Source organism: Gordonia sp. (in: high G+C Gram-positive bacteria) (genome assembly GCF_047602025.1).
Lineage (GTDB): Bacteria > Actinomycetota > Actinomycetes > Mycobacteriales > Mycobacteriaceae > Gordonia.
The window spans coordinates 203,494-225,913 of the sequence record NZ_JASGII010000001.1; the positions used below are offsets into that span (position 1 = coordinate 203,494).

Genomic DNA, 22,420 nt, shown 5'->3' on the forward strand with positions numbered 1-22,420 from the left:
GTCAGTCCCACCCGAGTCCGCCGCGCCGCCATTCGTAGGCGTAGGCGACGGACACGTTGACGATGAACAGGGCCATGGCGGCCAGGCCGAACCAGCCGAGCGAGTCGAAGGCGACCGCCCACGGATAGAGGAAGACGATCTCGATGTCGAAGATGATGAACAGCATCGCGGTGAGGTAGTACTTCACCGGAATCCGTTGCACCGCACGGTCTTGCGGCAACGGCTCGATCCCGCACTCGTAGGCGTCGAGCTTCGCGCGGTTGGCCCGGCGGGGCCCCACGAAGGACGCGATGCCGACGGAGAACACGGCAAACGCGACCGCGATTCCGCCGAGCACGAGGATCGGTAGGTAGGCGTTCATTTCGACTATCACCTCCGCAGGGGAGTGGCTGATGTGACTTGAGTCTCACACTACTCACGGTCGCCGATTCCCGCGTCGCGGTTTCGCTTCGAAGCCCCGAGTGGGCGGTCAAACAACGCCGAGTGGGCGGTCAAACAACGCCGAGTGGGCACCAAAATCGCGCCGAGTGGGCGGCTAGACGTGCGCGCGGATCAGGGCGGTCATGACCGAGCCGAGTTCCACCGGGTCGACGGGGAGCGCGGCGGTGGCGTCGGCGCGCGACCAGTCGGCCAGCCACCGGTCGGCCTGCCGCGCGATGAGGACCAGCAGCGGCGGACAGGGCTCGTATTCGTCGCGGATCTGCTTTGCCAGCCCCATGCCCCCGACGGGCGTCGCCTCGCCGTCGAGGATCACCAGATCGAGCCGGCCCTGGTCGAGTTCGCCCAGCACCGCCGGGCCGGTGGCCAATTCGGTGAAGGCGAGCTCGGGCAAGTCCGGCCGCAGGGTCGTGCCGAGGGCGGTGACGACCTGCTCGCGCGTCCGCGCGTTCGGCGAGTAGACACCGATGCGCAGCGCGATCCGGGGCGGGTCGGGACTGTCGCTCACGAGGCCGATGCTAGCGCCGGTCGCCCGCCGGTGATGACACAATCGCTGCCATGACGCGCTCCGCCCGGCCGACGGCCGCCGTTCTCGGCGGTGGGATCAGCGGTCTGTGCGCGGCGATCGCGCTCCGGCAACGCGGCTGGGACGCCGTGGTCTTCGAGGAGACCGAGAGCGTCGTGGTGGGTGCCGGCATCACCATCTGGGCCAACGGCTTGTCCGGACTCGACGTCCTCGGCGTCGCCGACGACGTGCGAGCGGCGGCCGGCGACATGACCCTGGTACGGATCGTCGACTGGCGCGGCCGCGAGCTGATGCGGCAGCGGTCGGAAGCGGGCACGCTCGTCGCACTGCACCGCCGCGATCTCAACGCAGCGCTCCTCGCCGCGCTGCCCGACGACGTCGTGCACACGCAGACCTCCGCGACCGTCGTCGACGCGAAACGGGGCGTCGTGGAGGCGGACGGGCGGGAGCAGCAGTACGACCTGGTCGTCGCGGCCGACGGTGTCCACAGCGAGACGCGCACGCGGTGGTGGCCGGAGGCCGGCGGAGAGCGGGACTGCGGAATCCGTGCGTGGCGGGCCGTCGTCGACGGGGCTGCGGCCGAAGCACTCACCGTGTGGTGTCCGGCCGGGGAGTGTGGGATCTTGCCGCTGCCCGACGACACCACCTACGTCTTCGGCGCGTCGCGCGGGCGGGCGCGTGATGCGGGCCTGGCTTACTTCGACGATTGGGTCGAACCGGTGCCGTCGCTGCTGCGCGAAATCGACGAGCCGATCGTGCACGACCTCACCGACCTCGACCCGGTTCGACGCCCGGTGAAGGGCCGCACGGTGCTCATCGGCGACGCCGCCCATGCGCTCCGGCCGCACCTCGGCCAGGGTGCCGGCCTATCGATCGAAGACGCCGTCGTACTCGGGCAGCACTGCTCGTCGTCGGGCCGCTTCGACGGCGAGGGGTTCGCCAAGGCACGTCGTCGACGGTGGGCGGCGGTGTCGCTGTTGGCGCGCCGGGCGTCGTCGGTGATGATGCCGACTAACCCGGTGTTCGGCGCGACCCACCGGTTGGCGCCGCTGATGCCGGACCGACTGATGATGGGGGCCGTCGACCGGATTGCCGGCTGGCGGGCCTGACCGCCCACTCGGTGCAATTCGACCGCCCACTCGGCGTTGTTTGACCGCCCACTCGGCGGAAGTAGGGGCGTCAGAGGGCGGTCGAGAAGCCCGACCGCCGCTCGTGGACCTCCTGGGCCAGCTCGACGAGCCGGTCGATCAGCGACGAGTAAGACAGCCCCGTCGCCTCCCACATCTTCGGGTACATCGACGCGGGGGTGAACCCCGGGATCGTGTTGATCTCGTTCAGCAGCCAACCGCGCCCGGGTCCGCTGCGGTAGGACTCCTCGTAGAAGAAGTCGACGCGCGCCAGACCCTGGCAGCGCAACCCGCGGTAGCAGCGGATGGCCAGCTCGCGGACCTCCGCGATCGCCTCGTCCGACAGCTTCGCCGGGATCTGCAGCTTGGCGTTGCCGGTGACGTACTTGTCCTCGTAGTCGTAGAAGTCCGACCCGGGCAGCACCTCGCCGGGCAGCGACGCCTCGGGCCGCGCGTTGCCCAGCACGGCGACCTCGATCTCGCGCGCGGTGATGCCCTCCTCGATGACCAGGACGTCGTCGTAGGCGAGCGCGGTCTTCAGCGCGACGGCCAGCTCGTCCTCGGTGCCGGCCTTCGTGATGCCCACCGACGACCCCATGTTCGCGGGCTTCACGAACACCGGCAGGCCCAGCTCGCCGACGGCCTTGGCGATGGTGGCCTGCTCGTCGTCGATGCCGTGGCGATGCTCGATCCACTTGCACTGCGGGATGTCGCGGTAGGCGGCGACGTCCTTGGCCATCGCCTTGTCCATGCAGACGGCCGACCCCAGCACCCCGGACCCGACGTACGGCATGCCGAACAGCTCGAGCAGCCCCTGCAGCGTGCCGTCCTCGCCGTGGGGACCGTGCAGCAGCGGCAGCACGACGGTTGCCGCGGCGGGATCGGAGCCGCGCAGCGCCACCAGCGGCTCCACCGCGGGGCCCTCGGGCTTCAGCGAGTTGCCCAGGTCGCCGCCCGCGGCCAGCGCCTCGACGGCGGCGGTCGGCGTCACCCACTCACCCGCGCGGGTGATGGCGACGGGCACCAGGTCGTAGCGGGAGCGATCGGCCGCGGCCAGCACATGGGCGGCGGTGATGCAGGAGATGTCGTGTTCGGCGGAGGCGCCGCCGAACAGGACGACGAGGCGCAGCTTGGCGTCGGCGGCGTCGGGCATGGGTGCAACCCTATAGCGTGTACGCGTGCACTTCACCACCGCAGAGATCGCCGCGGCCACCGGCGGCACGGCCCTCGGGGCCGACGTCACCGTCGACGGCGCCAGCATCGACTCGCGCACCCTGACGGCGGGCCAGCTCTTCGTCCCGATCGTCGCCGAGCGCGACGGCCACGACTTCCTGCCCGCCGCCCTCGCCGCCGGTGCGCCCGCTTACCTCACCAGCCGCGACGACACCCCGCCGCCCGACGGCATCGGCGCGATCCGCGTCCCCGACAACGCCCTCGCCCTGCGGGCCCTCGGCCGCGCCGCGCGCACGCGCATCGGCGACCGCGTCGTCGGCGTGACCGGCTCGGTCGGCAAGACGTCGACGAAGGATCTGCTCGCCGGGGTTCTGGAGACCACCTACCAGACGGCCGCCAGTGCGAAGTCGTTCAACAACGAACTCGGCCTGCCGCTGACGCTGTTCGGCGCGGTCGACGGCACCGAGGCCGCCGTGCTGGAGATGGGCGCCCGCGGCATCGGACACATCGCGACGCTGTGCGAGATCGCCGCGCCGACCGTCGGCGTGCTGACCCGCGTCGAGGGCGTGCACCTGGAGAACTTCGGCTCGATCGAGGCCGTCGCGCAGACCAAGGGCGAACTCGTCGAATCGTTGCCCGACAGCGGCATCGCCGTCCTCAACGCCGACGACCCGAACGTCGCCGCCATGGCCCACCGCACGAGCGCGCGCGTCCTCACCTACAGCGCCGACGGCAACAGCGCCGACCTCACCGCCAGCGACGTCACCCTCGACGACCAGCTGCGCGCCTCGTTCACCCTGCACTCGCCGTGGGGCACCATCGGAGTGCGCCTCGGCGCGCGCGGCGAGCACCAGGTCGGCAACGCCCTGGCCGCCGCGGCCGCCGGCGCCGGACTCGGCGTCGACCTCGAACAGGTCGCCGCCGGCCTCCTGGGCGCCGCGCTGTCCGGGCTGCGCATGGAGCTGGCGACGACCGCCTCGGGCTTCACCGTCATCAACGACGCCTACAACGCCAACCCGACGTCGATGGCGGCCGCACTCAAGGCGCTGGCCCAGCTCGATGCACCTGCCCGCGTTGCGGTGCTGGGCACCATGGCCGAGCTCGGCGACGATTCTGCGCAGGCGCACCGCGGGGTCGCCGACCTCGCGTCGTCGCTGGGGATCGACGTGATCGCCGTCGACGAGCCGACCTACGGCGACGGTGTCACCCATGTGCCCGATGCCGCCGCCGCCGCCGAGCGCGTCACCGCCCTGGGTGCGCCGCGCGCCGTTCTCGTCAAGGGCAGTCGGGTGGCCGCACTCGAGCGGGTCGCCGAGCTACTTGCCGCGGACCAGTAGCGGCAACAGGCGCCGCGTCTTCTCGTCGGTCCAGTCGTCGGGTTCGAGGATCTTCGCCCACGCGAACGGCACCACCCGCAGGTAGTGGTGGCCGTGACCGTCGGGCACCCCGTTCGCGACGGCCATGTCGGCGGACACCTGTAGGAAGGTGACGACGGGGATCCAGCGCATCACCGGCAGCACGTCGCGCCCGCGGGGCTCCTTGAGCCAATCGGGCTCGGCGAACAGCAGGTTGGGGCTGAACCAGGTCACCGGGTCCGACGGGTGCTGCACGTAGACGACGCGGCTGCGCCGCCACTCGCCGGGCAGCTCGTCCAGGTCGTTCTCGTCGGCGAGGAACCGCACGTACCGCCCGTTGCCGAAGACCGGCCGCACCTGCGGCGACCCGGGTTCCCGGTTGCGCGTCGTGTCCTCCCACAGGCGGTTGTTGAACGTCGGGCCGGTGAACAGGGCGCCGTCGGTGCGGGCGGCGATCGCCGGAATGGAGCCGAACGGCGCCTCCCCGGCGAAGCTGCCGAGTGATTCACCGAAGACGACGAGCTTCGGTCGCCGCGCCTCGGGGATGTCGCGGACCCGCTCGCTCACCGCCTCGAAGAGCGCGGCGCCGGCCTGGCGGGCGCGTTCCTTGTCGACGAGGAAGGAGATCCAGCTCGGCAGGTACGAGTACTGCATCGACACCAGTGCGGTGTCGCCGTTGTACATGTACTCGAGCGTGTCGATCTCGGACTTGTTCAACCAGCCCAGGCCGGTGGCGTTGCCGATCGCGATGAGTTTGCGCTGGAAACCCCCGGTGCGCTCGAGTTCGCGGACCGCCGCCGCGGCGATGTCGTTCAACTCCTTCCCCGAACCGAGTCCGGCGTAGACCCGGATCGGTTCCTTCGCCGGCTCCCCGTTGAACGCCGTCAGCTGCGCGACCGTCGGGCCCGACGCGATGTTGACGCGCCCCTCCCGGCCGAGGGAATCCCAGCTGACCGTCGAACCCGGGCCGCCCGAGCGCAAGGCGGAGGTGGGTGGCGGCCGATCGGCCTGCTGCTCGTTGTTGGCCGCGGCGAAGCTGTTGTTGAGCGCGCGCATGACGTTCTCGACGAGGACGCCGTTGACCAGCATCACCGTCAGCGCGATCGCCACGTAGACGCCGAGGGCGGTCGCCAGTCGCGGCGGGATGACCTTCTGCAGTTGTCGCACCAACCAGCGCATCCCGATCAGCCACGCCTTGCCGAGCACCATCAGCACCGCGAAGACCAGGGCGGCGACGACCAGCACCTTGGGCACCGCGCCGAAACCGATCCGGTCGACGCCCATCAGATCGCGGATCCCGTTCTGCCAGCGGACGTACCAGTACGTCAGCAGCACCGCGTCGAAGGCCGCCACGAACCCCAGCGCCCACCACCAGAACCGCTGCGGCCGCGGCCACGGTGTCGCCCGCGACACCATGAACCGGGTCAGCCACGTGAACGCCGTGCCCAACGCGTAGCCGGAGGCGGCGGCCGCACCCGCCACCACCGCCTGGAAGAGCCAGGTGCGCGGCAGCAGCGACGGCGTCGCCGACGCCATCAGCAGGACGGTTGCTCCGACCATCCCGCCGAACGACAGGTGGCGGAAGCGTTGCCGCGCACCCCACTCCGCGACGGGTGTGGCTTCCGGCGTCGTCATCGCCGGTGTCAGTCGTCGGTCGACAGGCGCGGCAGCAGCCGCTCGGTCTTCTCGTCGGTCCATCCGGCCGGCTGCAGGATCTTGTTCCAAGCGAACGGGATGGCCCGCAGGTAGCTGTGGCCGTGCCCGTCGGGGACGTGCGTGGCGACGGCCATGTCCGCCGACACCTGCAGGAAGGTGACGACCGGGATCCAGCGCACCACCGGCAGCACGTCGCGGCCGCGGGGTTCCTTGAGCCAGTCGGGCTGCTTGAACAGCAGGTTCGGGTTGAACCAGGTGATCGGGTCGGACGGGTGCTGGATATAGGCCAGCCGCTCGTCGGGGGTCCACGGGGCGTTCGGGCGGTCGAGGTCCTTCTCGGTGGCGATGAAGCGGACCTGGGCGCCGTTCTGGTAGATCGGCAGCACCTCGGGGGTGCCCTTCTCGCGGCCCCGGACGGTGTCCAGCCACAGCTGGTTGTTGAACGTCGGACCGGAGAACAGGGCGCCGTCGGTGCGCGCCGCGATCGTCGGGATGGAGCCGAACGGGGACTCGCCGGCGAAGCTGCCGAGCGATTCGCCGAAGACGACGAGCTTCGGCCGCTGTCCCTCCGGGAGGGTGCGGACCTTGGCGCTCACCTTCTCGAACAGCTGGATGCCGGCCTGGCGGGCGCGCTCCTTGTCGACGAGGAAGGAGATCCAACTCGGCAGGTACGAGTACTGCATCGACACCAGCGCGCTGTCGCCGTTGTACATGTACTCCAACGAGTCGATGTAACCCTTGTTCAACCAGCCGCTGCCCGTCGACGACCCGACGGCGATGACCTTGCGCTGCAGGCCGCCGGTGCGCTCGAGCTCGCGGACCGCGGCGTCGGCGATGTCCGAGAGCGTCGGGGCGGTGTCGAGGCCGGCGTAGACGCGGATCGGTTGCATCGCTGGGGTGCCGTTGAACTCGGTCAACTGCTCGACGGTGGGGCCGGTGCCCATGTTCGTGCGGCCCTCGCGGCCCAGCGAGCTCCAGCTCACCGTCGACCCCGGACCGCCCGAGCGTAGCGGCGACGTCGGTGCGACGGTGTCGGGCTTGGTCTCGTTGTTGGCCGCGGCGAAGGAGCTGTTGAGGACCTTCATGATGTTGTCGACCAGCACGCCGTTGACCAACATGACGGTCAGCACCAGTGCGATGGCGCCACCGGCGACGGTGGCGATGCGCGCCGGGATGAACGAGCGCAGCAGGCGGACCAGCCACACGACGGCCCGCGCCCACAGCTTCCCGATGTAGACGAAGAGCAGGAACACCACCAGGGTCAGCGCCAACATCGCGGCGACGGCCAGCAGCGGGTTGCCCAGGCGCTCGACGCTCATCAGATCGCGGATCTGGTTCTGCCAGTGCACGCACCAGTAGGCCATCACGATGGCGTCGATCGCGGCGACGAAGGCCAGGCCCCACCACCAGAACTTCTGCGGGCGCGGCCACGGTTCGTCGCGCCCGATCATGTACCGCGCCAGCCAGGTGATGAAGACGCCCAGCCCGTAGCCGACCGCCGCCGCGCCGCCGGAGATCACGGCCTGGAAGTACCAGCTGCGCGGCAGCAGCGACGGCGTCATCGACGCCAGCAACAGGATCGTCGCGCCCACCAGGCCGCCGTACGACCAGTACGACATATGCTCGCGGAAATCCCGCAACGGCTTGCGGGGAGTACGGGTGGTCGTCGGCATCGGCGGTCCTTCGATCAGCGGCAGGGACCCGGCCAACCTATCAAGCAGGAAGCGTCAATCGTCGTGGTTGGCGGCGTTCGCGACGATGGTGTCGTGCAGCCATTGCGCGAGGCCCGGGGCCAGGTCCTCGTAGGTCTTGGTGAACCGCTCGTCGGCGACGTACATCTGCGCGAGGTTCACCTGCATCGTGTGGCTGCAGTCGTAGAACCGGTTGATGGCGGCGCGGTGCCGCTCGGCCAAGGCGTTCGCCTCGTCGGTGCCCGGCTCGGTGCCGGCGGTCAGCGCCGCGACCAGCGCAGCGTTGAGCGCATCCTGCTCGTCCTTCACCTCTTGCCACTGCGCCTTGGACATCGTCGACGTCCGCGCGCGGCTCTGCCGCCACGCGTCGGTCTCGCCCCAGCGCTCCTGCGCTTCCGCCGCATACTCCTCGCCCAGCCAGTCGTCGCCGAAGATCTCGGCCTGCTCGGCCGCGGTCAGTCGGGTGCCGTTCTTCTTGGTAGCCATCAGTTCCTCCAGGGCCGCGACCATCCGGTGCAAGCGATCGATCCGCTCGGCCAGCAACTTGCGCTGGTCCTCGAGCTGGGACACCTCGTCGGTGCCCGAATCGTCGAGCAGGGTCGCAATCTGCTCCAGGGAGAGGCCGACCTCGCGGTAGACGAGGACGCGGTTCAACCGTTCGACGTCGGCGTCGGAATACAGCCGATAGCCCGACCAGCTCCGCCCGCTGGGCACCACCAGACCGATGTGGTCGTAGTGGTGCAGCGTGCGGACGCTGACGCCGGTCAGCTCGGCGGTCTCGCCGACCGTCAAGGATCCCCCGGCGTCGTCGCCGACCGACAGGTGGTTGCTCTCTTCGCTCACGCCGACCAGCGTCGCCCCTGACGTCGCGTCAGGGTCAAGCCCTCAGTTGGGAATCTGGAAGACGAAGGCGTCGTCACCCTTGGCGCAGGCGGCCAGGATGTTCTCGGCCTCCGACGGTCCGCAGGTCCAGCCGTTGACGGTCTGCTTCTGGCCGGTGGCGATCTTGGGGCCGTACTGCTCGGCGACCGCCTTGGCGTCGGCGCACTTGATCTTGCCCTTGAGGATCACCAGCTCCAGCGAGCCGTCCGGACCCTGCGTCGCACCGCACTTGGTGCCGGGCACGTCGGGGACGACGCGGTCGGCCGGGACCGAGGCGGGCGGCGGCACGCGCGGGCCGCCCTCGATGGCGATGCCGTCCCTGCCCTTGGAGGTCGACGGCTCGGCCGACTTGGACTTGGACGGCACGTACGAGGTGGCCGGGGTCGTGGTCGCCTCGATCGACGTCGGGTCCGGCGTCACGGTGTCAGAGGTGGAGCAGCCGATCAGGCCGAGCCCGGCGATGCCGACGACGGCGGCGCTGCCGACCAGGCGGCCGATGGTCTTGGTGTTTGCAAACATGCTCGTCAGGGTAGCGAACCGCCGCCAGGTTTTGATGAATGTGCGGACTGCCTGCGAGAATGCGCGGGTGGCAAACGCAGCGACCGGGTTCACCGTGGGCACCCGCCTCGAATCCGGCCGGGGTCGCACCGGCGTGATCACGACGCCCCACGGCGACATCGCCACCCCCGCGTTCATCCCGGTCGGCACGAAGGCGACGGTCAAGACGGTCGTACCCGAGTCCGTCGCCGAGCTGGGCGCGCAGGCCGTGCTGGCCAACGCCTACCACCTGTACCTGCAGCCGGGACCGGACATCGTCGACGCCGCGGGTGGGCTCGGCGCCTTCATGAACTGGCCCGGCCCGACCTTCACCGACAGCGGCGGCTTCCAGGTCATGTCGCTGGGCGCCGGTTTCCAGAAGGTCATCGAGATGTCGGCGACATCGGCCCCCGACGACGAGAAGGTCGCCGCCGGCAAAGAGCGACTCGCCGCCGTCGACGACGACGGGGTGACCTTCAAATCGCACATCGACGGGACGACGCACCGGTTCACGCCAGAACTGTCGATGCAGATCCAGCATCAGCTGGGCGCCGACATTATCTTCGCCTTCGACGAGCTGACCACCCTGATGAACACCCGCGGCTACCAGGAGAACTCGTTGGAGCGCACGCGACGGTGGGCGATCCGCTGCCTGGTCGAGCACAATCGGCTGTCGGTCGAGCGCAGTCACCGACCGCAGCAGTCGCTGTGGGGAGTCGTGCAGGGCGCCCAGTACGAAGACCTGCGCCGCAAGGCCGCGCGCGATCTCGCCGCGCTGGGAGCGGCCGACGCGGAACACGGCGGCAAGGGCTTCGGCGGCTTCGGGATCGGCGGGGCGTTGGAGAAGGACAACCTCGGCACCATCGTCGGGTGGGTCACCGACGAGTTGCCGGAAGACAAGCCCCGGCACCTGCTGGGCATCAGCGAGCCCGACGACGTCTTCACCGCCATCGAGAACGGCATCGACACCTTCGACTGCGTCTCGCCGACGCGCGTCGCCCGCAACGGCGCGGTCTACACCCGCGACGGCCGCATCAACATCACCAACCGTCGTTTCCGCGACGACTTCGCCCCGCTCGACGCCGAGCTGACGAACTACAGCTCGCAGTATTCGCGTGCCTACCTGCATCACCTGTTCAAGGCGAAGGAGGGGCTCGGCCCGACGCTCGCGACGCTGCACAACCTCTCGTTCGTCACCGAGATGGTCGACGGCGCGCGTCGGGCGATCGAAGCGGGGCGGTACGCCGACTACCGGGACGACTTCCTGGGGCGCTATTACGCGAAGCGCTGACACCTTCTGCGCCTCAGCGCGGTCCCGAGGGGCATATCCCCTCGACACCCGTGTCAGGCGCAGAAAATGTCAGGGTCGAACACCCACGGATCACTAGGGATGAGCTCGGGGTTGAATCCGAACCGCTTGAGCAGCACCGCCGCGTCGACCGACTCACCCTCGTCGGCCAGGCCCAACGACCGGGCCATCGCGTCCACCACCTGCTGCGTCGAGATGCCCCGCTCGGCGAGATCGGCCAGTGTCACCGCGCCGTCGCGCTTGGACAAGCGTCGCCCGTCGGCGTTGACCACCAGCGGCACGTGCCAATACTCCGGCGGCTCGTCGCCGAGGAGGGTGGTCAGATGCGCCTGCCGGGGCGCCGACGACAGCAGGTCGTCGCCGCGGACCACCTGGTGGACGCCCGATTCGGCATCGTCGACGACGACGGCCAGGTTGTAGGCGGGCGTCCCGTCGCCGCGGCGCAGCACGAAGTCGTCGACCGGGCCGGTGTAGCGACCCTCGGCGTCGCCGTGGAACCGGTCGATGACGCTGAACTCGTCGACGTCGGCGCGCAGCCGGATCGCCGGCGGGCGGCCCGATGCCCGCCGCTCGGCGAGCTCGGTCGCGGTCAACCTCAAGCACGTCCCCGGATACGCCCCCTCGGGTGCGTGTGGCGCGCGCGGAGCGTCGAGGATCTCCCGTCGCGAGCAGAAGCACTCGAAGGTTCGTCCCGCGGCGGTGAGGGCGTCGACGATCTCGTCGTAGCGCTCCCGCCGCGCGGATTGGTAGCGCACCGGCCCGTCCCAGTCGATGCCGATCGCGGTGAGGTCGGCGAGCTGGCGCCGGTCGGCGCCTGCCACCGTGCGGTCGTCGAGATCCTCCATCCGCATCAGGAACTCGCGCCCGGTGCTGCGCGCGAACAACCACGCCAACAGCGCGGTGCGCAGGTTGCCGACATGCAGATCTCCCGAGGGAGAGGGGGCATAGCGACCGGCGGACATGAGCTGAACCCTAGTGCGCCCGTCGGTGACAGATGGAACGATGAACCCCGTGGACCTCCCGGTGAACCCGCCCGTCGCCCCGATGCTCGCGAAGGCCGTCACGACGGTCCCGCCGCAGCCCGACGACGGTGCGACGTGGCTGTACGAGCCGAAGTGGGACGGGTTCCGGGTGCTCATCTTCCGCGACGGCGATGAGGTCGAGATGGTGTCGCGCGGCGGCAAGGACCTCGCGCGGTACTTCCCCGAGGTCGTCACGGCGGCGAAGGCGGAGCTGCCCGACAAGGTCGTGCTCGACGGCGAGATCGGGGTGCCCAAGCGGTTCGCCACCGGCGTGCACCGGCTCGACTGGGATGCGCTGAGTCAGCGCATCCACCCGGCGCAGTCGCGCATCGACATGCTCGCCGAGTCCACCCCGGCCATCGTCATCGGCTTCGACGCCCTCGCACTCGGCGCCAAGGACCTGATGGCTGAGCCCTTCGCCGACCGTCGCGCAGCACTCCTCGAGGCCACCGGGGGCGGGACCATCCGGGCCAGCCGCGTCACCGACGACACCGCGGTCGCCCAACGGTGGTTCTCGGCCTTCGAGGGCGCCGGGCTCGACGGGATCGTCGCCAAGGACCGTCGTGGCGCATACGTCCCTGGCAAGCGGGAGATGCTCAAGATCAAGCACAAGCGCACCGCGGATTGCGTCGTCATCGGCTACCGCGTGCACAAGAGCGGCACTGGCGTCGGCTCGTTGCTGTTGGGCCTGCACGGCGACGACGGGGAGCTCCGCATGGTCGGCGGGTCGAGCGCGTTCACCGATGCCAAGCGCCAGGAACTCCAGGCGATGCTGGAGCCGATGCGACTGGACCCCGACAAACCGCACCAGGGCGAGCTCACGCGCTGGCGGCAGGCCGGCACCGGCGAGTTCTACCCGGTGCGCCAGGAACTCGTGGCCGAGTTCGCCTACGACCAGATGGAGAACGGTCGCTTCCGACACACGGTCAAGTTCCTGCGCTGGCGCCCGGACCGCGACCCGGAGAGCTGCCGATACGACCAGCTCGAGGTGCCGCTCGACTACGACCTCTACTCGGTGCTGGAGGACTCCTGATGACTGGCGGGAGTGGCGGCGAGCGGGCCAAATCCAGCCCGGCGCTGGAGATCGACGTCGACGGCGTGCCGGTGCGGCTGTCGAGTCCGGACAAGCCCTTCTTCCCCGAGCTCGGCGACGACGCCGGTCGTAAGAAGGCGCTCTTCGACTTCTATGTGAACCTCGCCGGCACCGCGACCGAACCCGGCCCGCTGCTGCGCGCCCTGCTCCGACGGCCGACCTTCCTGCAACGCTTTCCCGACGGCATCACCGGCGACGAGGTCTATCAGAAGCATCTGCCCAAGAAGCACCCCGACTACCTGCACGAGACCGTCATCGAGTTCCCGTCCAAGCGCCTCGGCAACGCGTTGTGCCCGACGATTCCCGCCGACCTCGCATGGGCCGCGCAGATGGGCACGGTGACCTTTCACAGCTGGCCCACCGTCGACGGTGGCGAGGACGACCCCAACAACCACCCCGATCAGTTGCGCATCGACCTCGACCCGCCGGACGGTAAGGAGTTCCCCGAAGTGCGCTCGGTCGCCCTCGACGTCGTCAAACCAGTCCTCGACGAGTTGAACCTCCCCGGCTATGTGAAGACCTCCGGCAGTCGCGGCCTCCACGTCTTCATCCCGATCCGTCCGCAGTGGGACTTCATCGCCACCCGACGCTCGGTCATCGCCCTCGGCCGGGAGATGGAGCGGCGCGCACCCGACCGCATCACGATGTCGTGGTGGAAGGAGGAGCGCGGCGGCCGGGTGTTCATCGACTACAACCAGAACGCCCGCGACCGGTCGATGGCGTCGGCGTACTCGGTGCGCAAGAGCGCGACCGGGCGCGTCTCGACGCCGGTCACGTGGGACGAGCTCGTCGACGTCGATCCGCAGGACTTCACGATGGCGACGGTTCCCGGCCTGCTCGCCGACCGGGGCGACCCGTGGGCGGACATGACGACGGCCGCCGTCGGGATCGAACCGTTGCTCGAGATGGTCGCGCGCGACGACCAGCAGGGCCTCGGTGACCTGCCGTACCCGCCGAGCTTTCCCAAGATGCCGGGTGAGCCGCCCCGCGTGCAGCCGAGTCGCAAGGTGCCCGAGCACTGGGACCAATGGGGCAATCGTCGCCCCTGACCCTGGGCACGGCGAGCGGTCGGAGTTAGGGTGACCTCATGAAGCGCCTGACCGGAATCACCGCCGCCACAACCGCTCTCGCCTGCGCCCTCGCGCCGGCCGTCGCGCCCACCGCCACTGCGGCGCCGCGCGCGGCCATCAACGTCTATCTCGCCGACGGCACGACGCCGGTCGGGTCGACCGAACTCCACCCGGGCGACAAGCTCGTCGTCAAGGGCCGCGGCTTCGACCCCAACGCCAACACGTCGGGCTTCCCGCTGCCGGTGCCCCCGGGCGTCCCGCACGGCACCTTCATCGCGTTCGGCGCCTTCGCGCCGCACTGGAAGCCGTCGGCCGGTGCCCCCGAGTCGGCCCGCGCGACCGCGCGCAGCGGCGTGCAGTGGGCCATGTCGCGCAGCGCGCTGGGCCGCGTGCCGACCGCCCCGTTCGACTTCCGCCGCACCATCCGCCAACAGTGGGTGCCGCTGCGCCCGAACGGCACCTTTACCGCGACGCTGAAGCTCTCGACGCCCAAGGCGATCCCGGCCGGCGCCCGATGGGGCGTCTACACCTACGGCGGCGCCGGTTCGGACAACCCGGCGCAGGAACTGCGCGTGCCGGTCCGCTACAGCACCGCGCCGGGGCCCAACACCCCCGCCGAGCCGAAGCGGAACCTGATCTGGGCGTACACGCCGTCGTTCTACCGGACCGTCACCGGGACCACCGAGGGCACCGTCTCCGGCAGCGACGGCGCGACGGTCGACAAGGCCGGCCGCATGTCCTACGAACTGCGCGACGGCGTGCTGCGCGGCGGCAACGGCGTGCTGCGCTTCAAGGGCACCGTGGTGGCCTACACGCGCTTCCACCTGTACGAGGTCGCGCTGGCCGACCCGATCCTGCGGGTGCGCGGCGGCCGGGGCGTGCTGAGTATGCGGACCTCCACCACCAACATGAACGGCACCGACCGGCTGCGCCGCGTCGACGTCGCCGATGTCGACCTGCGGGGCGCCGGCGGTGCCGGCAAGCGCGGTGCCGCCGTGCGTTTCCGACCGGGGATCAGCCCCGAGGTACTCGCATTGCTCTCGACCGGCCCGGCGGCCCCGCTGGACCTGCGCCTGACCGACTAGGTCAGGACGCGGCGAATCCGTCGACCAACCACTTGCCGTTCTGCCAGGCCAACTCCATGCGGTTGACCGAGCGGGTGACGGTGCCACTGGGCAGGTTCGGGCCGGTCGTCGTGCTGGAGATGGTGAGCTTGACGACCGCCGTGGTCTTCGAGCACTCGGTGACGGACTCGTTCACAACCTGACTCTTGGTCGCGGCGCCCCGATAGGTCGGATTGCTTTCACGGATCCTGAAAACCGCGCCGGCCTGGTCGGCGAGCCGGGGGTAATACCGGGGCGTGGTGGTCTCGCGGAAGCGCTGGAGGTAGGCCTCCAGGGTCAGGTCTGCCTCCGTCGACATCGCGTCCTCTACGAACGACGTGGCAGCGTTCGCCACGCTGCCGCAGTGGTCCCGGGTCAGCAGCTTGTAGCCGACGAAACCGCCGACGCCCAGCACCGCGAGCCCGGCGACGACGGCCAGGGTGGCGAGGACCGCCTTCGCCGAACTCGGTTTGCCCGGCGGCGGGAACGCTCCCGGCGGCGGTATCGGTGGTGGTGGCAGCGGCGGTTGGGTCATGGCTCACCTCCGAAGGGGTCCGACGTAGAGCAGGAGGGTGTTGACGGCGTCGACCGCGGCCACCGGTACCCAGACCGCCGGACCGACCAGCGTGCTCAGTGCCGCCACGCCGGCGCCGAGGATCGCGACGCGCAGCACAACCTCCAGCAGCGGTTGGTGGATGGGCGCCTTGGGTGCGACGAACAGTCCCCACAGCACCGCGGCGGCGCCCACGACGAGCACGACCCACCCGAGGCTGACGACGGTGGAATCGCCCAGCCGCCACGCCCAGATCCCGAGCGCGACGAACGCGACGACCTCGACGACGAACGCGAGGACGTCGTTCGGGGTGATGGCTTCAGCGGTGGCCATGCCCCCGATCTAACCGCAGCGGGCGGGCGGCGACTAGGGGTTCATCGGCATGGCGCCCATCGGGCCGGGGCCATACAGGTTCGGTCCGCCGCCGCACTGCGTCGGGAGCACGAACGCGGTGCTCTTGGGCGGCACGATCGCGATCGACGGGATCTGCAGCCCGCCGGGGCAGGTGTACATGCCGTGGCCGATGCCGACGGCGTCGCCCTTGTTGGTGCACTTGGCGCCGACGCAGCGGATCTGCGGACCGGCTTCGGCCGGGCCGGCGACGGCAAGGACTACTCCGGCGGCGCCGATCGCGGCCGCGATGGCGAAGGTGACGCGGTGGGCTGTGCTCATTCTCGGTTCTCCTCCCGGGAACCACGGCCGCTGATGCAGCAGTGGCGATGATGAGTTTGCGAATCGGAATCTACGCCGCGTCTGATGCACGCGATGCGAAATCGAGTAGTCCACTACTCGCGCTCGCCCCGACGCGCGGCTCTAGCGTCGGCGATGTCCACAAACCCGACTGTTAGGACCAGATCATGCACACCAACCGAATCGCCGCCGCCCTCGCCGCCGTCACCGTGGCGGGCGGCCTCGCCGTCGTCGTCGCGCCGACCGCCGACGCCGCGGGCATCGCCACCGTCTCGTCGCGGAACGGAAAGCTCGTCGGTACCGCGCGGAACATGCGAACGGGCCTGAACGAGTGCGTCCTGCGCCGCGACGTGAAGCCGGAGATCGACGGTCCGTTGAGCGGATCGACCGACCACGGCACCATCAACCTCGCGCAGGGGCGGGTCAAGGGCTCGATGATCGCGCTGTCGTCGAAGCGCCTGCCGCGCGGCTGGTACAACGTCACGATGTCGTGCCTGCACGATCCGAGCGGGTATCCGACCCCCGAGGCGTCGCGCACCGCCCGCGTCTACAACAAGTAGCGCCTAGCGGAGGTACACCCGGCCGGCGCGGCCGCCGAGGTCGTTGGAGCGCTGATCGATGCAGCCGCCGCTGACCTCGTAGGTCGTCCGGCGGGGGAGTCGTTCGGAGTAGACGCGCACCACCGGACCGCGGCCGTGGCCCCAGTACTGCTTGTGGTTGTACCCGGTGGCCAGCGAGCCGAGCGCCTCGTCGACGAGTCCGCGGAAGATCCGCTTCATCTCACAGTCGATGCGCTGCGCCGGCAGGCCGGAGGCGATCATCACGATGCGGTCGCCCTGGGCGACGAAGCGGTACGACGGGCGGGCCTCGGCGGGCGCCGTGGTGGTCAGCAGGGCGCCGACGGCGACGGCGGAGACAGCGAGGCCGGTCACGGCGCGAGTTTTCATCATGCGACGAACACTATTACGCCCGCCGAGCTGCTGCTCGGCGGGCGCAATAATCGTTTCTCGTGTCCGTCCTACGTGACCGGGACCCGGATGGTCCCCGCGCGACGCAGGATCAGGTGCGTCTGCATGCGGCACGTGAGTCGCACCGGGTAGACCCCGGGGGCCTTCGGCGTCGACCGCGCCTTGGCCGTCTCGCTCAGCTCATACCGCTCGTAGAGCGGTTGCCAGGCCTTGACGCCCAGCGAGCCGAACCAGGGATCGCCGTAGTACCCCTCGAACAGGCAGACCTTCTCGCCCCGCGGCATCCCGGTCGCGATGAACGCGAGCTTGCGGTTCGAGTGATAGAACTTCACGTGCGGCTTGTAGTTCGGGATCGGGAACGCACGCGGCGGAATCGGCCGCGGCGCCGCGTCGGCCTCGGCGACCTGTAGCGCCGAGCTGCCGATCAGGCCGGCGGATGCGGCGATCGTCGACAGCGCGACGGTGGCTGCGAGCTTCATCGGCGTCCTCCTTCGTTAGCGACGCGGGTCAGCGCTGGCGCTGGCCCTGCTGGCCCGGGCCGCGCTGCTCCTGGCCCTGCTGGCCGCGTGGACCCTGCTGGTTCTCCTGGCCGCGCGGGCCCTGCTGGTTCTGCTGGCCGCGCGGGCCCTGGCCGTTCTGGCCGGGCTGGTTGCCCCACCGGGTCACGCGGACCCGACCGTCGCGCTCGGCGATGATGCGGCGCAGGCCGCGGCCATCCGGGCGGCCCAGGCACTTCATGCGGACCTGGTAGTAGCCCGGGCGCATCGGGCGCGAGTACAGCGTGACCTCGCGACGGGTGCTGTAGCGCTGCGCAACCTCGGTCATGCCGCCCATCGAGCCGGCCTCCGGGCCCTGCAGCCCGCGGAAGAGGTGGCAGGTCTTCCCGCCGTAGGGGAGCCAGGTGGCCTTGCCGACCAGGCGCGAGTTCTCGACGGAGAACTGGACGCGGCCATACGGCGCGGCATCGGCGGTCGGAGCCGCGGCCATCAGCGGTGCAACGGTGACGGCGGCCGCACCGGCAACGGCAAGCGCGGTGGTGAACTTCTTCATGTGTGTCTACCCCTCCAGATTGATCAACGAATTGAAGCTACCGCAGGCGCCGGTTCTGCACCGGCGAGGCGGAAAATTCGCAGCGGTCGGCCAGATTCATCTATCCGGCCGACCGCTGCGATGAATCAACGCTGGTTGGGGCGCTGACCCTGCTGGCCGCGGGGTCCTTCCTGACCCTGCTGGCCGCGGGGGCCCTGCTGGCCGCGCGGGCCCTGCTCGCCGCGGGGAGCCTGGTTCTGGCCCGGCTGGTTCTGGCCGGGGCGCGTGTTGTTCCAGCGGGTGACGCGGACGCGGACGGTGCGCTCGCCGATGGGGCGGACGGCGGTCGTGCAGTACAACCGGACCTGGTAGAAACCCGGCTGCATCCGGCGCGAGGTCAACGTCACCTCGCTGCGGGTGGTGCGCCGTCCCGCGAGTTCACGGTGACCGCCACCCAGCGAGCCGAACTGCGTGTCGAGCACGTGGACGAGGCGGCAGTCCTTCGGGCCGGGCGCCATGCGCGTCGCGGAGCCGACGATCCGCTGGTTCTCGACGTAGACCTGGAAGCGGCCCTGGTTCCACTCCGACTGCGGTGCGGCCTCGGCGGGCGCGGCCAGGAGAACGGCGCCGGTCGCGGCTGCCGCGGTCGAGACGAGGGCGGTGGTCAGGATCTTCTTCATAGGGAACTCCTCAATTGGTGATCGGGGTGATCGGGGGTGGAACTACCGCGGCGCACGGGTGCGCACCGCGGCGACAACTAGGACTGGGCGGCCTCGCGGGGTGCGCGCCGACCGGTGATGTGGACCCACTGCTCGTCGACGGCGACGATCGTGTAGACGCCGGTCCGCCGGTTCTTGATGAAGCAGGCCATCCGGGTCAGGTATTTGCCGCGCGGCAGGTACCGCGACTTAATGGTGACCGCGTCGCCAGAGGTCTTGCGGTTGCGCACGCGGATCATGTCGTTGCCGAAGGATCCGATGATGACGAACGGGTTGGGCTGGCTGCGGTCGAAGTCGCACGTCTTGCGGCCCTCGGGCAGGTTGGTCACCGACGTGACCAGGCGGTAGCCGTCGGCGTAGAGCTTCACGATCGCCGGGTCGGCGTGCGCCGGTGCGGCGTTGAACGTCAGCGTGGCCGCGGCCGCGGCCAGGAGTGCTGCGATGGTCCTGCGCATGTGGTCTTCCCTCTCAATGCCCGGAGGTCTGAACGTACCGCACCCCGCGCGCCGACAGGCAACCTCTCGTCGCATGGCACGTGGAAAGCAGAACGGCCGCGACCTGAAACACCAGGTCGCGGCCGATCCGCTACGGCGGAGGATAGGGGATTCGAACCCCTGAGGGCTATTAACCCAACCCGCGTTCCAGGCGAGCGCCATAGGCCACTAGGCGAATCCTCCAGGAGCAGATGATAGCGGTGCGCGCTGGGGAAACCCAAAAGCGGAGACGGCGCACTCGAACCCCGTCGGCGCACCGTCTACACTCGGTGGCGGATCCCGCGCGGCGTGCATCCTGTGAACTCCCCCAGGGCCGGAAGGCAGCAAGGGTCAACGGGCTCTCTCGGGTGCGCGGGGTCCTCAAACTCTGTCGGCTCGACCCAGCGAGAGGCTGCGGCCGTGAACTATCACTCCAGAAGTCCCGCCGAGCTTCGCGACATCCGTGACGACCTCCGTACCAAGTACGCCGAGTTGAAGGCTGCCGGGCTAAAGCTCGACATCACCCGCGGCAAGCCGTCGCCGGAGCAGCTGGACCTGTCCAACGAGCTGCTGCACCTGCCTGGCGACGACTACCGCGATCCGGCGGGCACCGACTGCCGCAACTACGGCGGCGTCGACGGTCTGCCCGCACTGCGCGAGGTGTTCGCCCCGCTGTTCGGCCTCACCGCGGCCGACGTCATCGCCGAGGGCAACTCGAGCCTGGACCTCATGCACGACCTGACCGTGTTCGGCTTGCTGCACGGCCCGGTCGGCGCGGCCAAGCCGTGGTCGGCCGGTCCGATCAAGTTCCTGTGCCCGGCACCCGGCTACGACCGCCACTTCGCCATCACCGAGAGCTTCGGCATCGAGATGATCCCGGTGCCGATGAACCCCGACGGCCCCGACGTCGACGTCTGCGCCGAACTCGTCTCGCGCGACGACTCGATCAAGGGCATGTGGCTGGTCCCCACCTACTCCAACCCGACCGGTGCCACGACCAGCGAGGAAGTGGCCCGCGGGCTGATGGCGATGAAGGCCGCCGACGACTTCCGCATCTTCTGGGACAACGCCTACGCCGTGCACACCCTCGTCGACGAGCCGCCGGCGCCGCTGCCGATCGTCGACATCGCCGCGCAGGAGGGCCACCCCGACCGCGTCTACGCACTCGGCTCGACGTCGAAGATCACATTCGCCGGCGCGGGCATCGCGTTTCTCGGGGCGTCGCGGGCGAACCTCGACTGGTTCCGCCGGCACCTGTCGCTGAAGACGATCGGCCCGGACAAGGTCAACCAGCTGCGGCACCTGCGCTTCTTCCCCGACGCCGATTCGGTGCGCGCCCACATGGCCCGCCACCGCGAACTCCTCGCGCCCAAGTTCGACCTCGTCCTGGAGATCCTCGACGAGCGGCTGTCGTCGTCGAAGATCGCGTCCTGGACGCGGCCCGAGGGCGGCTATTTCATCAGCGTCGACGTCCTGGACGGTACTGCGACCCGCACGGTCGCCCTGGCCAAGGACGCGGGTATCGCGCTCACCGCGGCCGGTGCGACGTTCCCGTACCGCCGCGACCCCAACGACGCGAACATCCGCCTCGCGCCGAGCTTCCCCGGCCTCGACGAGCTGCGCACCGCCATGGACGGCTTCGCGACGTGCGCGCTGCTCGCGGCGACCGAGTCGATGCTCGGGCAGGACTCCTGACGGTTCGCCATGAGCAGCCCGAGTAGCTCCGCGGTGCGCGCAGGGTCGATCCCGATCGTCGTCGGCGCCGTGGTCGTCGGTCTGGCGGCGCTGTGGCTGCAGAACGCGATCGTTCCGTTCAGCACGCCGTTCTGGGGCCTGTTCGACAACCAGCTCGACCTCGGCGTCTACCGCGCGGGCGCGCAGACCGTCCTCGACGGGCATCCGCTGTACGAGGCCAAGCTCCTCGGGCAGATGGACTACACGTACACCCCGTTCTCCATCTTCGGGTTCATCCCGTTCGCCTGGCTGCCCGAAGCCGTCGCGAAGGCGGTGTGGATCGTGGGCCTGCTGCTCGCGCTGTACGCGACCATCATGATCAGCTTCCGCAGCCTGGGGCGCACGGCGACGTGGCAGCTGCGCGTCGTCGCGGGGTCGTTGGTGGCGGTCGTGCTGCTGCTGGAGCCGGTGCGCACCACGATCTGGTACGGCCAGATCAACATCTTCCTGATGGTCGTCGTCCTCGCCGATCTGCTGCGCGGGGACTCGCGGCTGCGCGGCGTCGCCACCGGTCTGACCGCGGGGATCAAGCTGACGCCCGGACTCTTCGCGGTCTACCTGTTGCTGATCCGCCGCACCCGGGCCGCGATCGGCGTCGTGGTCGGCTTCGTCGTCTCGGTCGTCCTCGGCTTCCTCTTCCTGCCGGGCACCTCGTGGGACTACTGGACCAAGAAGCTGCGCGACTCCGACCGCGTCGGGGCGCCGCTGACACCGGGCAACCAGTCGTTGCGCGGCGTGCTGGCCAACCTCGGCGACACCAATTCGCCCAACACCTTCGCCTGGCTCGGCCTGGTCGTCCTCGGCCTGGCGTTCGGGCTCGGCGCGGCGGTCGTCGCGCACCGTGCGGGCCAGGAGCTCGTCGGGCTGTCGCTCGTCGGCCTGACGTCGTGCGCCGTCTCCCCGATGGCGTGGGGCCACCACTGGGTGTGGTTCGTGCCCCTGCTGGTGTTCGCGTTGAACTGGGTCGCCGACGGCGCGCGCTCGACCGTCTCCCGGGTCGTCGTCGGCGTCATGGCCGCGGCAGGTTTCCTCGCGGCATTCTCCTGGCGGACCTTCCTGGGCTATCCGACGTGGCAGTTCAACCAGACCCGCGACGACGCCTACCTGATCGGCCTGTTCTTCAAGCACGGCAACGTTCCGGGGCTCGACCTGTGGGTCTACGAGCCGTACGTCTGGATATTCGCGGCGACGTGTGTGGCCGTTCTCGTGGCCTGGGGGAACAAGCCTCCAGCACCCGCTCCCGCTGTCGGGGCGCACCGCTAGGCTGGTCCG

25 protein-coding genes, 1 tRNA gene and 1 other RNA gene are annotated in these 22,420 nt (G+C 69.9%); 10 read left to right on the forward strand and 17 right to left on the reverse strand.

Annotation, left to right across the window (positions count from 1 at the left end; all coding sequences use genetic code 11):
• Position 1: 1 nt before the first annotated feature.
• Together QM728_RS00940 and QM728_RS00945 are read right to left on the reverse strand one after the other, a co-directional pair.
• On the reverse strand, positions 2-361 hold the full coding sequence (locus QM728_RS00940) for an NADH-quinone oxidoreductase subunit A (RefSeq protein WP_415030181.1): 360 nt from the start codon (positions 359-361) through the stop codon (positions 2-4).
• Positions 362-535: 174 nt separating this feature from the next.
• On the reverse strand, positions 536-946 hold the full coding sequence (locus QM728_RS00945; RefSeq protein ID WP_415030182.1) for a hypothetical protein: 411 nt from the start codon (positions 944-946) through the stop codon (positions 536-538).
• A 50-nt stretch (positions 947-996) separates the two neighbouring features.
• Here QM728_RS00945 and QM728_RS00950 point away from each other — a divergent pair, with 50 nt between their 5' ends.
• A complete protein-coding gene (locus tag QM728_RS00950; RefSeq protein ID WP_415030183.1) occupies positions 997-2,073 on the forward strand; it encodes an FAD-dependent monooxygenase in 1,077 nt (358 codons plus the stop codon).
• A 70-nt stretch (positions 2,074-2,143) separates the two neighbouring features.
• Here the strand turns inward: QM728_RS00950 and QM728_RS00955 are convergent, their stop codons facing one another.
• Positions 2,144-3,244: a D-alanine--D-alanine ligase family protein gene (locus QM728_RS00955; RefSeq protein ID WP_415030184.1), complete on the reverse strand. Its 1,101-nt coding sequence runs from the start codon at positions 3,242-3,244 to the stop codon at positions 2,144-2,146.
• Between the two features lie 25 nt (positions 3,245-3,269).
• On the opposite strand from QM728_RS00955, the gene QM728_RS00960 reads away from it, so the two are divergent.
• The gene (locus tag QM728_RS00960; protein WP_415030185.1) at positions 3,270-4,601 is read left to right on the forward strand and encodes a UDP-N-acetylmuramoyl-tripeptide--D-alanyl-D-alanine ligase; all 1,332 of its coding nucleotides are present in this window, start codon (positions 3,270-3,272) and stop codon (positions 4,599-4,601) included.
• On the opposite strand, the gene QM728_RS00965 is transcribed toward QM728_RS00960, so the two are convergent.
• Genes QM728_RS00965 through QM728_RS00980 form a run of 4 tightly spaced genes read right to left on the reverse strand, consistent with a single transcriptional unit; the run spans position 4,581 to position 9,367 of the window.
• Positions 4,581-6,254: an alpha/beta hydrolase gene (locus tag QM728_RS00965; protein ID WP_415030186.1), complete on the reverse strand. Its 1,674-nt coding sequence runs from the start codon at positions 6,252-6,254 to the stop codon at positions 4,581-4,583. The two genes, QM728_RS00960 and QM728_RS00965, sit on opposite strands and share 21 nt — an antisense overlap.
• An 8-nt stretch (positions 6,255-6,262) precedes the next feature.
• Positions 6,263-7,948, reverse strand: a complete 1,686-nt coding sequence (locus QM728_RS00970) for an alpha/beta hydrolase (RefSeq protein WP_415030187.1) — start codon at positions 7,946-7,948, stop codon at positions 6,263-6,265.
• Positions 7,949-8,002: 54 nt separating this feature from the next.
• Positions 8,003-8,809 (reverse strand): MerR family transcriptional regulator, encoded by an 807-nt coding sequence (locus QM728_RS00975; protein WP_415030188.1) that lies wholly within the window; start codon positions 8,807-8,809, stop codon positions 8,003-8,005.
• 42 nt (positions 8,810-8,851) lie between these two features.
• Entirely contained in the window at positions 8,852-9,367 is a 516-nt protein-coding gene (locus tag QM728_RS00980) for a hypothetical protein (protein WP_415030189.1), read from the reverse strand.
• A 34-nt stretch (positions 9,368-9,401) separates the two neighbouring features.
• On the opposite strand from QM728_RS00980, the gene tgt reads away from it, so the two are divergent.
• Positions 9,402-10,676, forward strand: a complete 1,275-nt coding sequence (tgt, locus tag QM728_RS00985) for a tRNA guanosine(34) transglycosylase Tgt (protein WP_415030190.1) — start codon at positions 9,402-9,404, stop codon at positions 10,674-10,676.
• Positions 10,677-10,729: 53 nt separating this feature from the next.
• Here tgt and gluQRS read toward each other — a convergent pair whose 3' ends face one another.
• Positions 10,730-11,656: a tRNA glutamyl-Q(34) synthetase GluQRS gene (gene gluQRS / locus QM728_RS00990; protein WP_415030191.1), complete on the reverse strand. Its 927-nt coding sequence runs from the start codon at positions 11,654-11,656 to the stop codon at positions 10,730-10,732.
• A 49-nt stretch (positions 11,657-11,705) separates the two neighbouring features.
• On the opposite strand from gluQRS, the gene QM728_RS00995 reads away from it, so the two are divergent.
• The 3 genes from QM728_RS00995 to QM728_RS01005 are packed head-to-tail and all read left to right on the forward strand — an operon-like array spanning position 11,706 to position 14,964.
• Positions 11,706-12,749, forward strand: a complete 1,044-nt coding sequence (locus QM728_RS00995) for an ATP-dependent DNA ligase (RefSeq protein ID WP_415032811.1) — start codon at positions 11,706-11,708, stop codon at positions 12,747-12,749.
• On the forward strand, positions 12,749-13,858 hold the full coding sequence (locus QM728_RS01000) for a DNA polymerase domain-containing protein (protein WP_415030192.1): 1,110 nt from the start codon (positions 12,749-12,751) through the stop codon (positions 13,856-13,858). The genes QM728_RS00995 and QM728_RS01000 overlap by 1 nt, the downstream gene beginning before the upstream one ends.
• A 38-nt stretch (positions 13,859-13,896) precedes the next feature.
• A complete protein-coding gene (locus tag QM728_RS01005) occupies positions 13,897-14,964 on the forward strand; it encodes an HtaA domain-containing protein (protein ID WP_415030193.1) in 1,068 nt (355 codons plus the stop codon).
• Position 14,965: 1 nt separating this feature from the next.
• On the opposite strand, the gene QM728_RS01010 is transcribed toward QM728_RS01005, so the two are convergent.
• From QM728_RS01010 to QM728_RS01020, 3 genes are read right to left on the reverse strand one after another with little or no spacing between them, the layout of a single operon-like run.
• Positions 14,966-15,517, reverse strand: a complete 552-nt coding sequence (locus tag QM728_RS01010; protein ID WP_415030194.1) for a hypothetical protein — start codon at positions 15,515-15,517, stop codon at positions 14,966-14,968.
• A gap of 3 nt (positions 15,518-15,520) precedes the next feature.
• Entirely contained in the window at positions 15,521-15,868 is a 348-nt protein-coding gene (locus QM728_RS01015; protein WP_415030195.1) for a DUF2568 domain-containing protein, read from the reverse strand.
• 33 nt (positions 15,869-15,901) lie between these two features.
• Entirely contained in the window at positions 15,902-16,207 is a 306-nt protein-coding gene (locus QM728_RS01020; protein ID WP_415030196.1) for a hypothetical protein, read from the reverse strand.
• A 185-nt stretch (positions 16,208-16,392) separates the two neighbouring features.
• On the opposite strand from QM728_RS01020, the gene QM728_RS01025 reads away from it, so the two are divergent.
• Positions 16,393-16,785 (forward strand): hypothetical protein, encoded by a 393-nt coding sequence (locus QM728_RS01025; protein ID WP_415030197.1) that lies wholly within the window; start codon positions 16,393-16,395, stop codon positions 16,783-16,785.
• 3 nt (positions 16,786-16,788) lie between these two features.
• Here the strand turns inward: QM728_RS01025 and QM728_RS01030 are convergent, their stop codons facing one another.
• The 6 genes from QM728_RS01030 to QM728_RS01055 all read right to left on the reverse strand — a co-directional run bounded on the left by QM728_RS01030 (position 16,789) and on the right by QM728_RS01055 (position 19,618).
• Complete coding sequence (locus QM728_RS01030; protein ID WP_415030198.1) at positions 16,789-17,157, reverse strand: hypothetical protein; 369 nt, start codon at positions 17,155-17,157, stop codon at positions 16,789-16,791.
• Between the two features lie 86 nt (positions 17,158-17,243).
• Positions 17,244-17,672 carry a hypothetical protein gene (locus QM728_RS01035; RefSeq protein WP_415030199.1) on the reverse strand — a complete coding sequence of 143 codons (429 nt, stop codon included), beginning with the start codon at positions 17,670-17,672 and terminating at the stop codon, positions 17,244-17,246.
• A gap of 28 nt (positions 17,673-17,700) precedes the next feature.
• Positions 17,701-18,243: a hypothetical protein gene (locus QM728_RS01040; protein ID WP_415030200.1), complete on the reverse strand. Its 543-nt coding sequence runs from the start codon at positions 18,241-18,243 to the stop codon at positions 17,701-17,703.
• 125 nt (positions 18,244-18,368) lie between these two features.
• Complete coding sequence (locus QM728_RS01045; RefSeq protein ID WP_415030201.1) at positions 18,369-18,902, reverse strand: hypothetical protein; 534 nt, start codon at positions 18,900-18,902, stop codon at positions 18,369-18,371.
• Positions 18,903-18,979: 77 nt separating this feature from the next.
• Entirely contained in the window at positions 18,980-19,396 is a 417-nt protein-coding gene (locus QM728_RS01050) for a hypothetical protein (RefSeq protein WP_415030202.1), read from the reverse strand.
• 136 nt (positions 19,397-19,532) lie between these two features.
• Positions 19,533-19,618, reverse strand: a tRNA-Ser gene (locus QM728_RS01055).
• Between the two features lie 88 nt (positions 19,619-19,706).
• On the opposite strand from QM728_RS01055, the gene ffs reads away from it, so the two are divergent.
• The 3 genes from ffs to QM728_RS01070 all read left to right on the forward strand — a co-directional run bounded on the left by ffs (position 19,707) and on the right by QM728_RS01070 (position 22,411).
• An RNA gene (gene ffs / locus QM728_RS01060) (signal recognition particle sRNA small type) lies at positions 19,707-19,801 on the forward strand.
• 33 nt (positions 19,802-19,834) lie between these two features.
• Positions 19,835-21,109: an aminotransferase class I/II-fold pyridoxal phosphate-dependent enzyme gene (locus QM728_RS01065; RefSeq protein WP_415030203.1), complete on the forward strand. Its 1,275-nt coding sequence runs from the start codon at positions 19,835-19,837 to the stop codon at positions 21,107-21,109.
• 9 nt (positions 21,110-21,118) lie between these two features.
• The gene (locus tag QM728_RS01070) at positions 21,119-22,411 is read left to right on the forward strand and encodes a glycosyltransferase 87 family protein (RefSeq protein WP_415030204.1); all 1,293 of its coding nucleotides are present in this window, start codon (positions 21,119-21,121) and stop codon (positions 22,409-22,411) included.
• Positions 22,412-22,420 lie beyond the last annotated feature (9 nt).

Excerpts from the sequence above, each read along its gene's own strand:
- QM728_RS01000 (WP_415030192.1), top strand. The coding sequence starts at position 12,749 with ATGACTGGCGGGAGTGGCGGCGAGCGGGCCAAATCCAGCCCGGCGCTG.
- QM728_RS00980 (WP_415030189.1), bottom strand. The coding sequence starts at position 9,367 with ATGTTTGCAAACACCAAGACCATCGGCCGCCTGGTCGGCAGCGCCGCC.
- QM728_RS01025 (WP_415030197.1), top strand. The coding sequence starts at position 16,393 with ATGCACACCAACCGAATCGCCGCCGCCCTCGCCGCCGTCACCGTGGCG.
- QM728_RS00955 (WP_415030184.1), bottom strand. The coding sequence starts at position 3,244 with ATGCCCGACGCCGCCGACGCCAAGCTGCGCCTCGTCGTCCTGTTCGGC.
- QM728_RS01040 (WP_415030200.1), bottom strand. The coding sequence starts at position 18,243 with ATGAAGAAGTTCACCACCGCGCTTGCCGTTGCCGGTGCGGCCGCCGTC.
- QM728_RS01010 (WP_415030194.1), bottom strand. The coding sequence starts at position 15,517 with ATGACCCAACCGCCGCTGCCACCACCACCGATACCGCCGCCGGGAGCG.
- QM728_RS00940 (WP_415030181.1), bottom strand. The coding sequence starts at position 361 with ATGAACGCCTACCTACCGATCCTCGTGCTCGGCGGAATCGCGGTCGCG.
- tgt (WP_415030190.1), top strand. The coding sequence starts at position 9,402 with ATGAATGTGCGGACTGCCTGCGAGAATGCGCGGGTGGCAAACGCAGCG.
- QM728_RS01045 (WP_415030201.1), bottom strand. The coding sequence starts at position 18,902 with ATGAAGAAGATCCTGACCACCGCCCTCGTCTCGACCGCGGCAGCCGCG.
- QM728_RS01015 (WP_415030195.1), bottom strand. The coding sequence starts at position 15,868 with ATGGCCACCGCTGAAGCCATCACCCCGAACGACGTCCTCGCGTTCGTC.
- QM728_RS00965 (WP_415030186.1), bottom strand. The coding sequence starts at position 6,254 with ATGACGACGCCGGAAGCCACACCCGTCGCGGAGTGGGGTGCGCGGCAA.
- QM728_RS01005 (WP_415030193.1), top strand. The coding sequence starts at position 13,897 with ATGAAGCGCCTGACCGGAATCACCGCCGCCACAACCGCTCTCGCCTGC.
- QM728_RS01070 (WP_415030204.1), top strand. The coding sequence starts at position 21,119 with ATGAGCAGCCCGAGTAGCTCCGCGGTGCGCGCAGGGTCGATCCCGATC.
- QM728_RS00950 (WP_415030183.1), top strand. The coding sequence starts at position 997 with ATGACGCGCTCCGCCCGGCCGACGGCCGCCGTTCTCGGCGGTGGGATC.
- gluQRS (WP_415030191.1), bottom strand. The coding sequence starts at position 11,656 with ATGTCCGCCGGTCGCTATGCCCCCTCTCCCTCGGGAGATCTGCATGTC.
- QM728_RS01050 (WP_415030202.1), bottom strand. The coding sequence starts at position 19,396 with ATGCGCAGGACCATCGCAGCACTCCTGGCCGCGGCCGCGGCCACGCTG.
- QM728_RS01035 (WP_415030199.1), bottom strand. The coding sequence starts at position 17,672 with ATGAAGCTCGCAGCCACCGTCGCGCTGTCGACGATCGCCGCATCCGCC.
- QM728_RS01020 (WP_415030196.1), bottom strand. The coding sequence starts at position 16,207 with ATGAGCACAGCCCACCGCGTCACCTTCGCCATCGCGGCCGCGATCGGC.
- QM728_RS00970 (WP_415030187.1), bottom strand. The coding sequence starts at position 7,948 with ATGCCGACGACCACCCGTACTCCCCGCAAGCCGTTGCGGGATTTCCGC.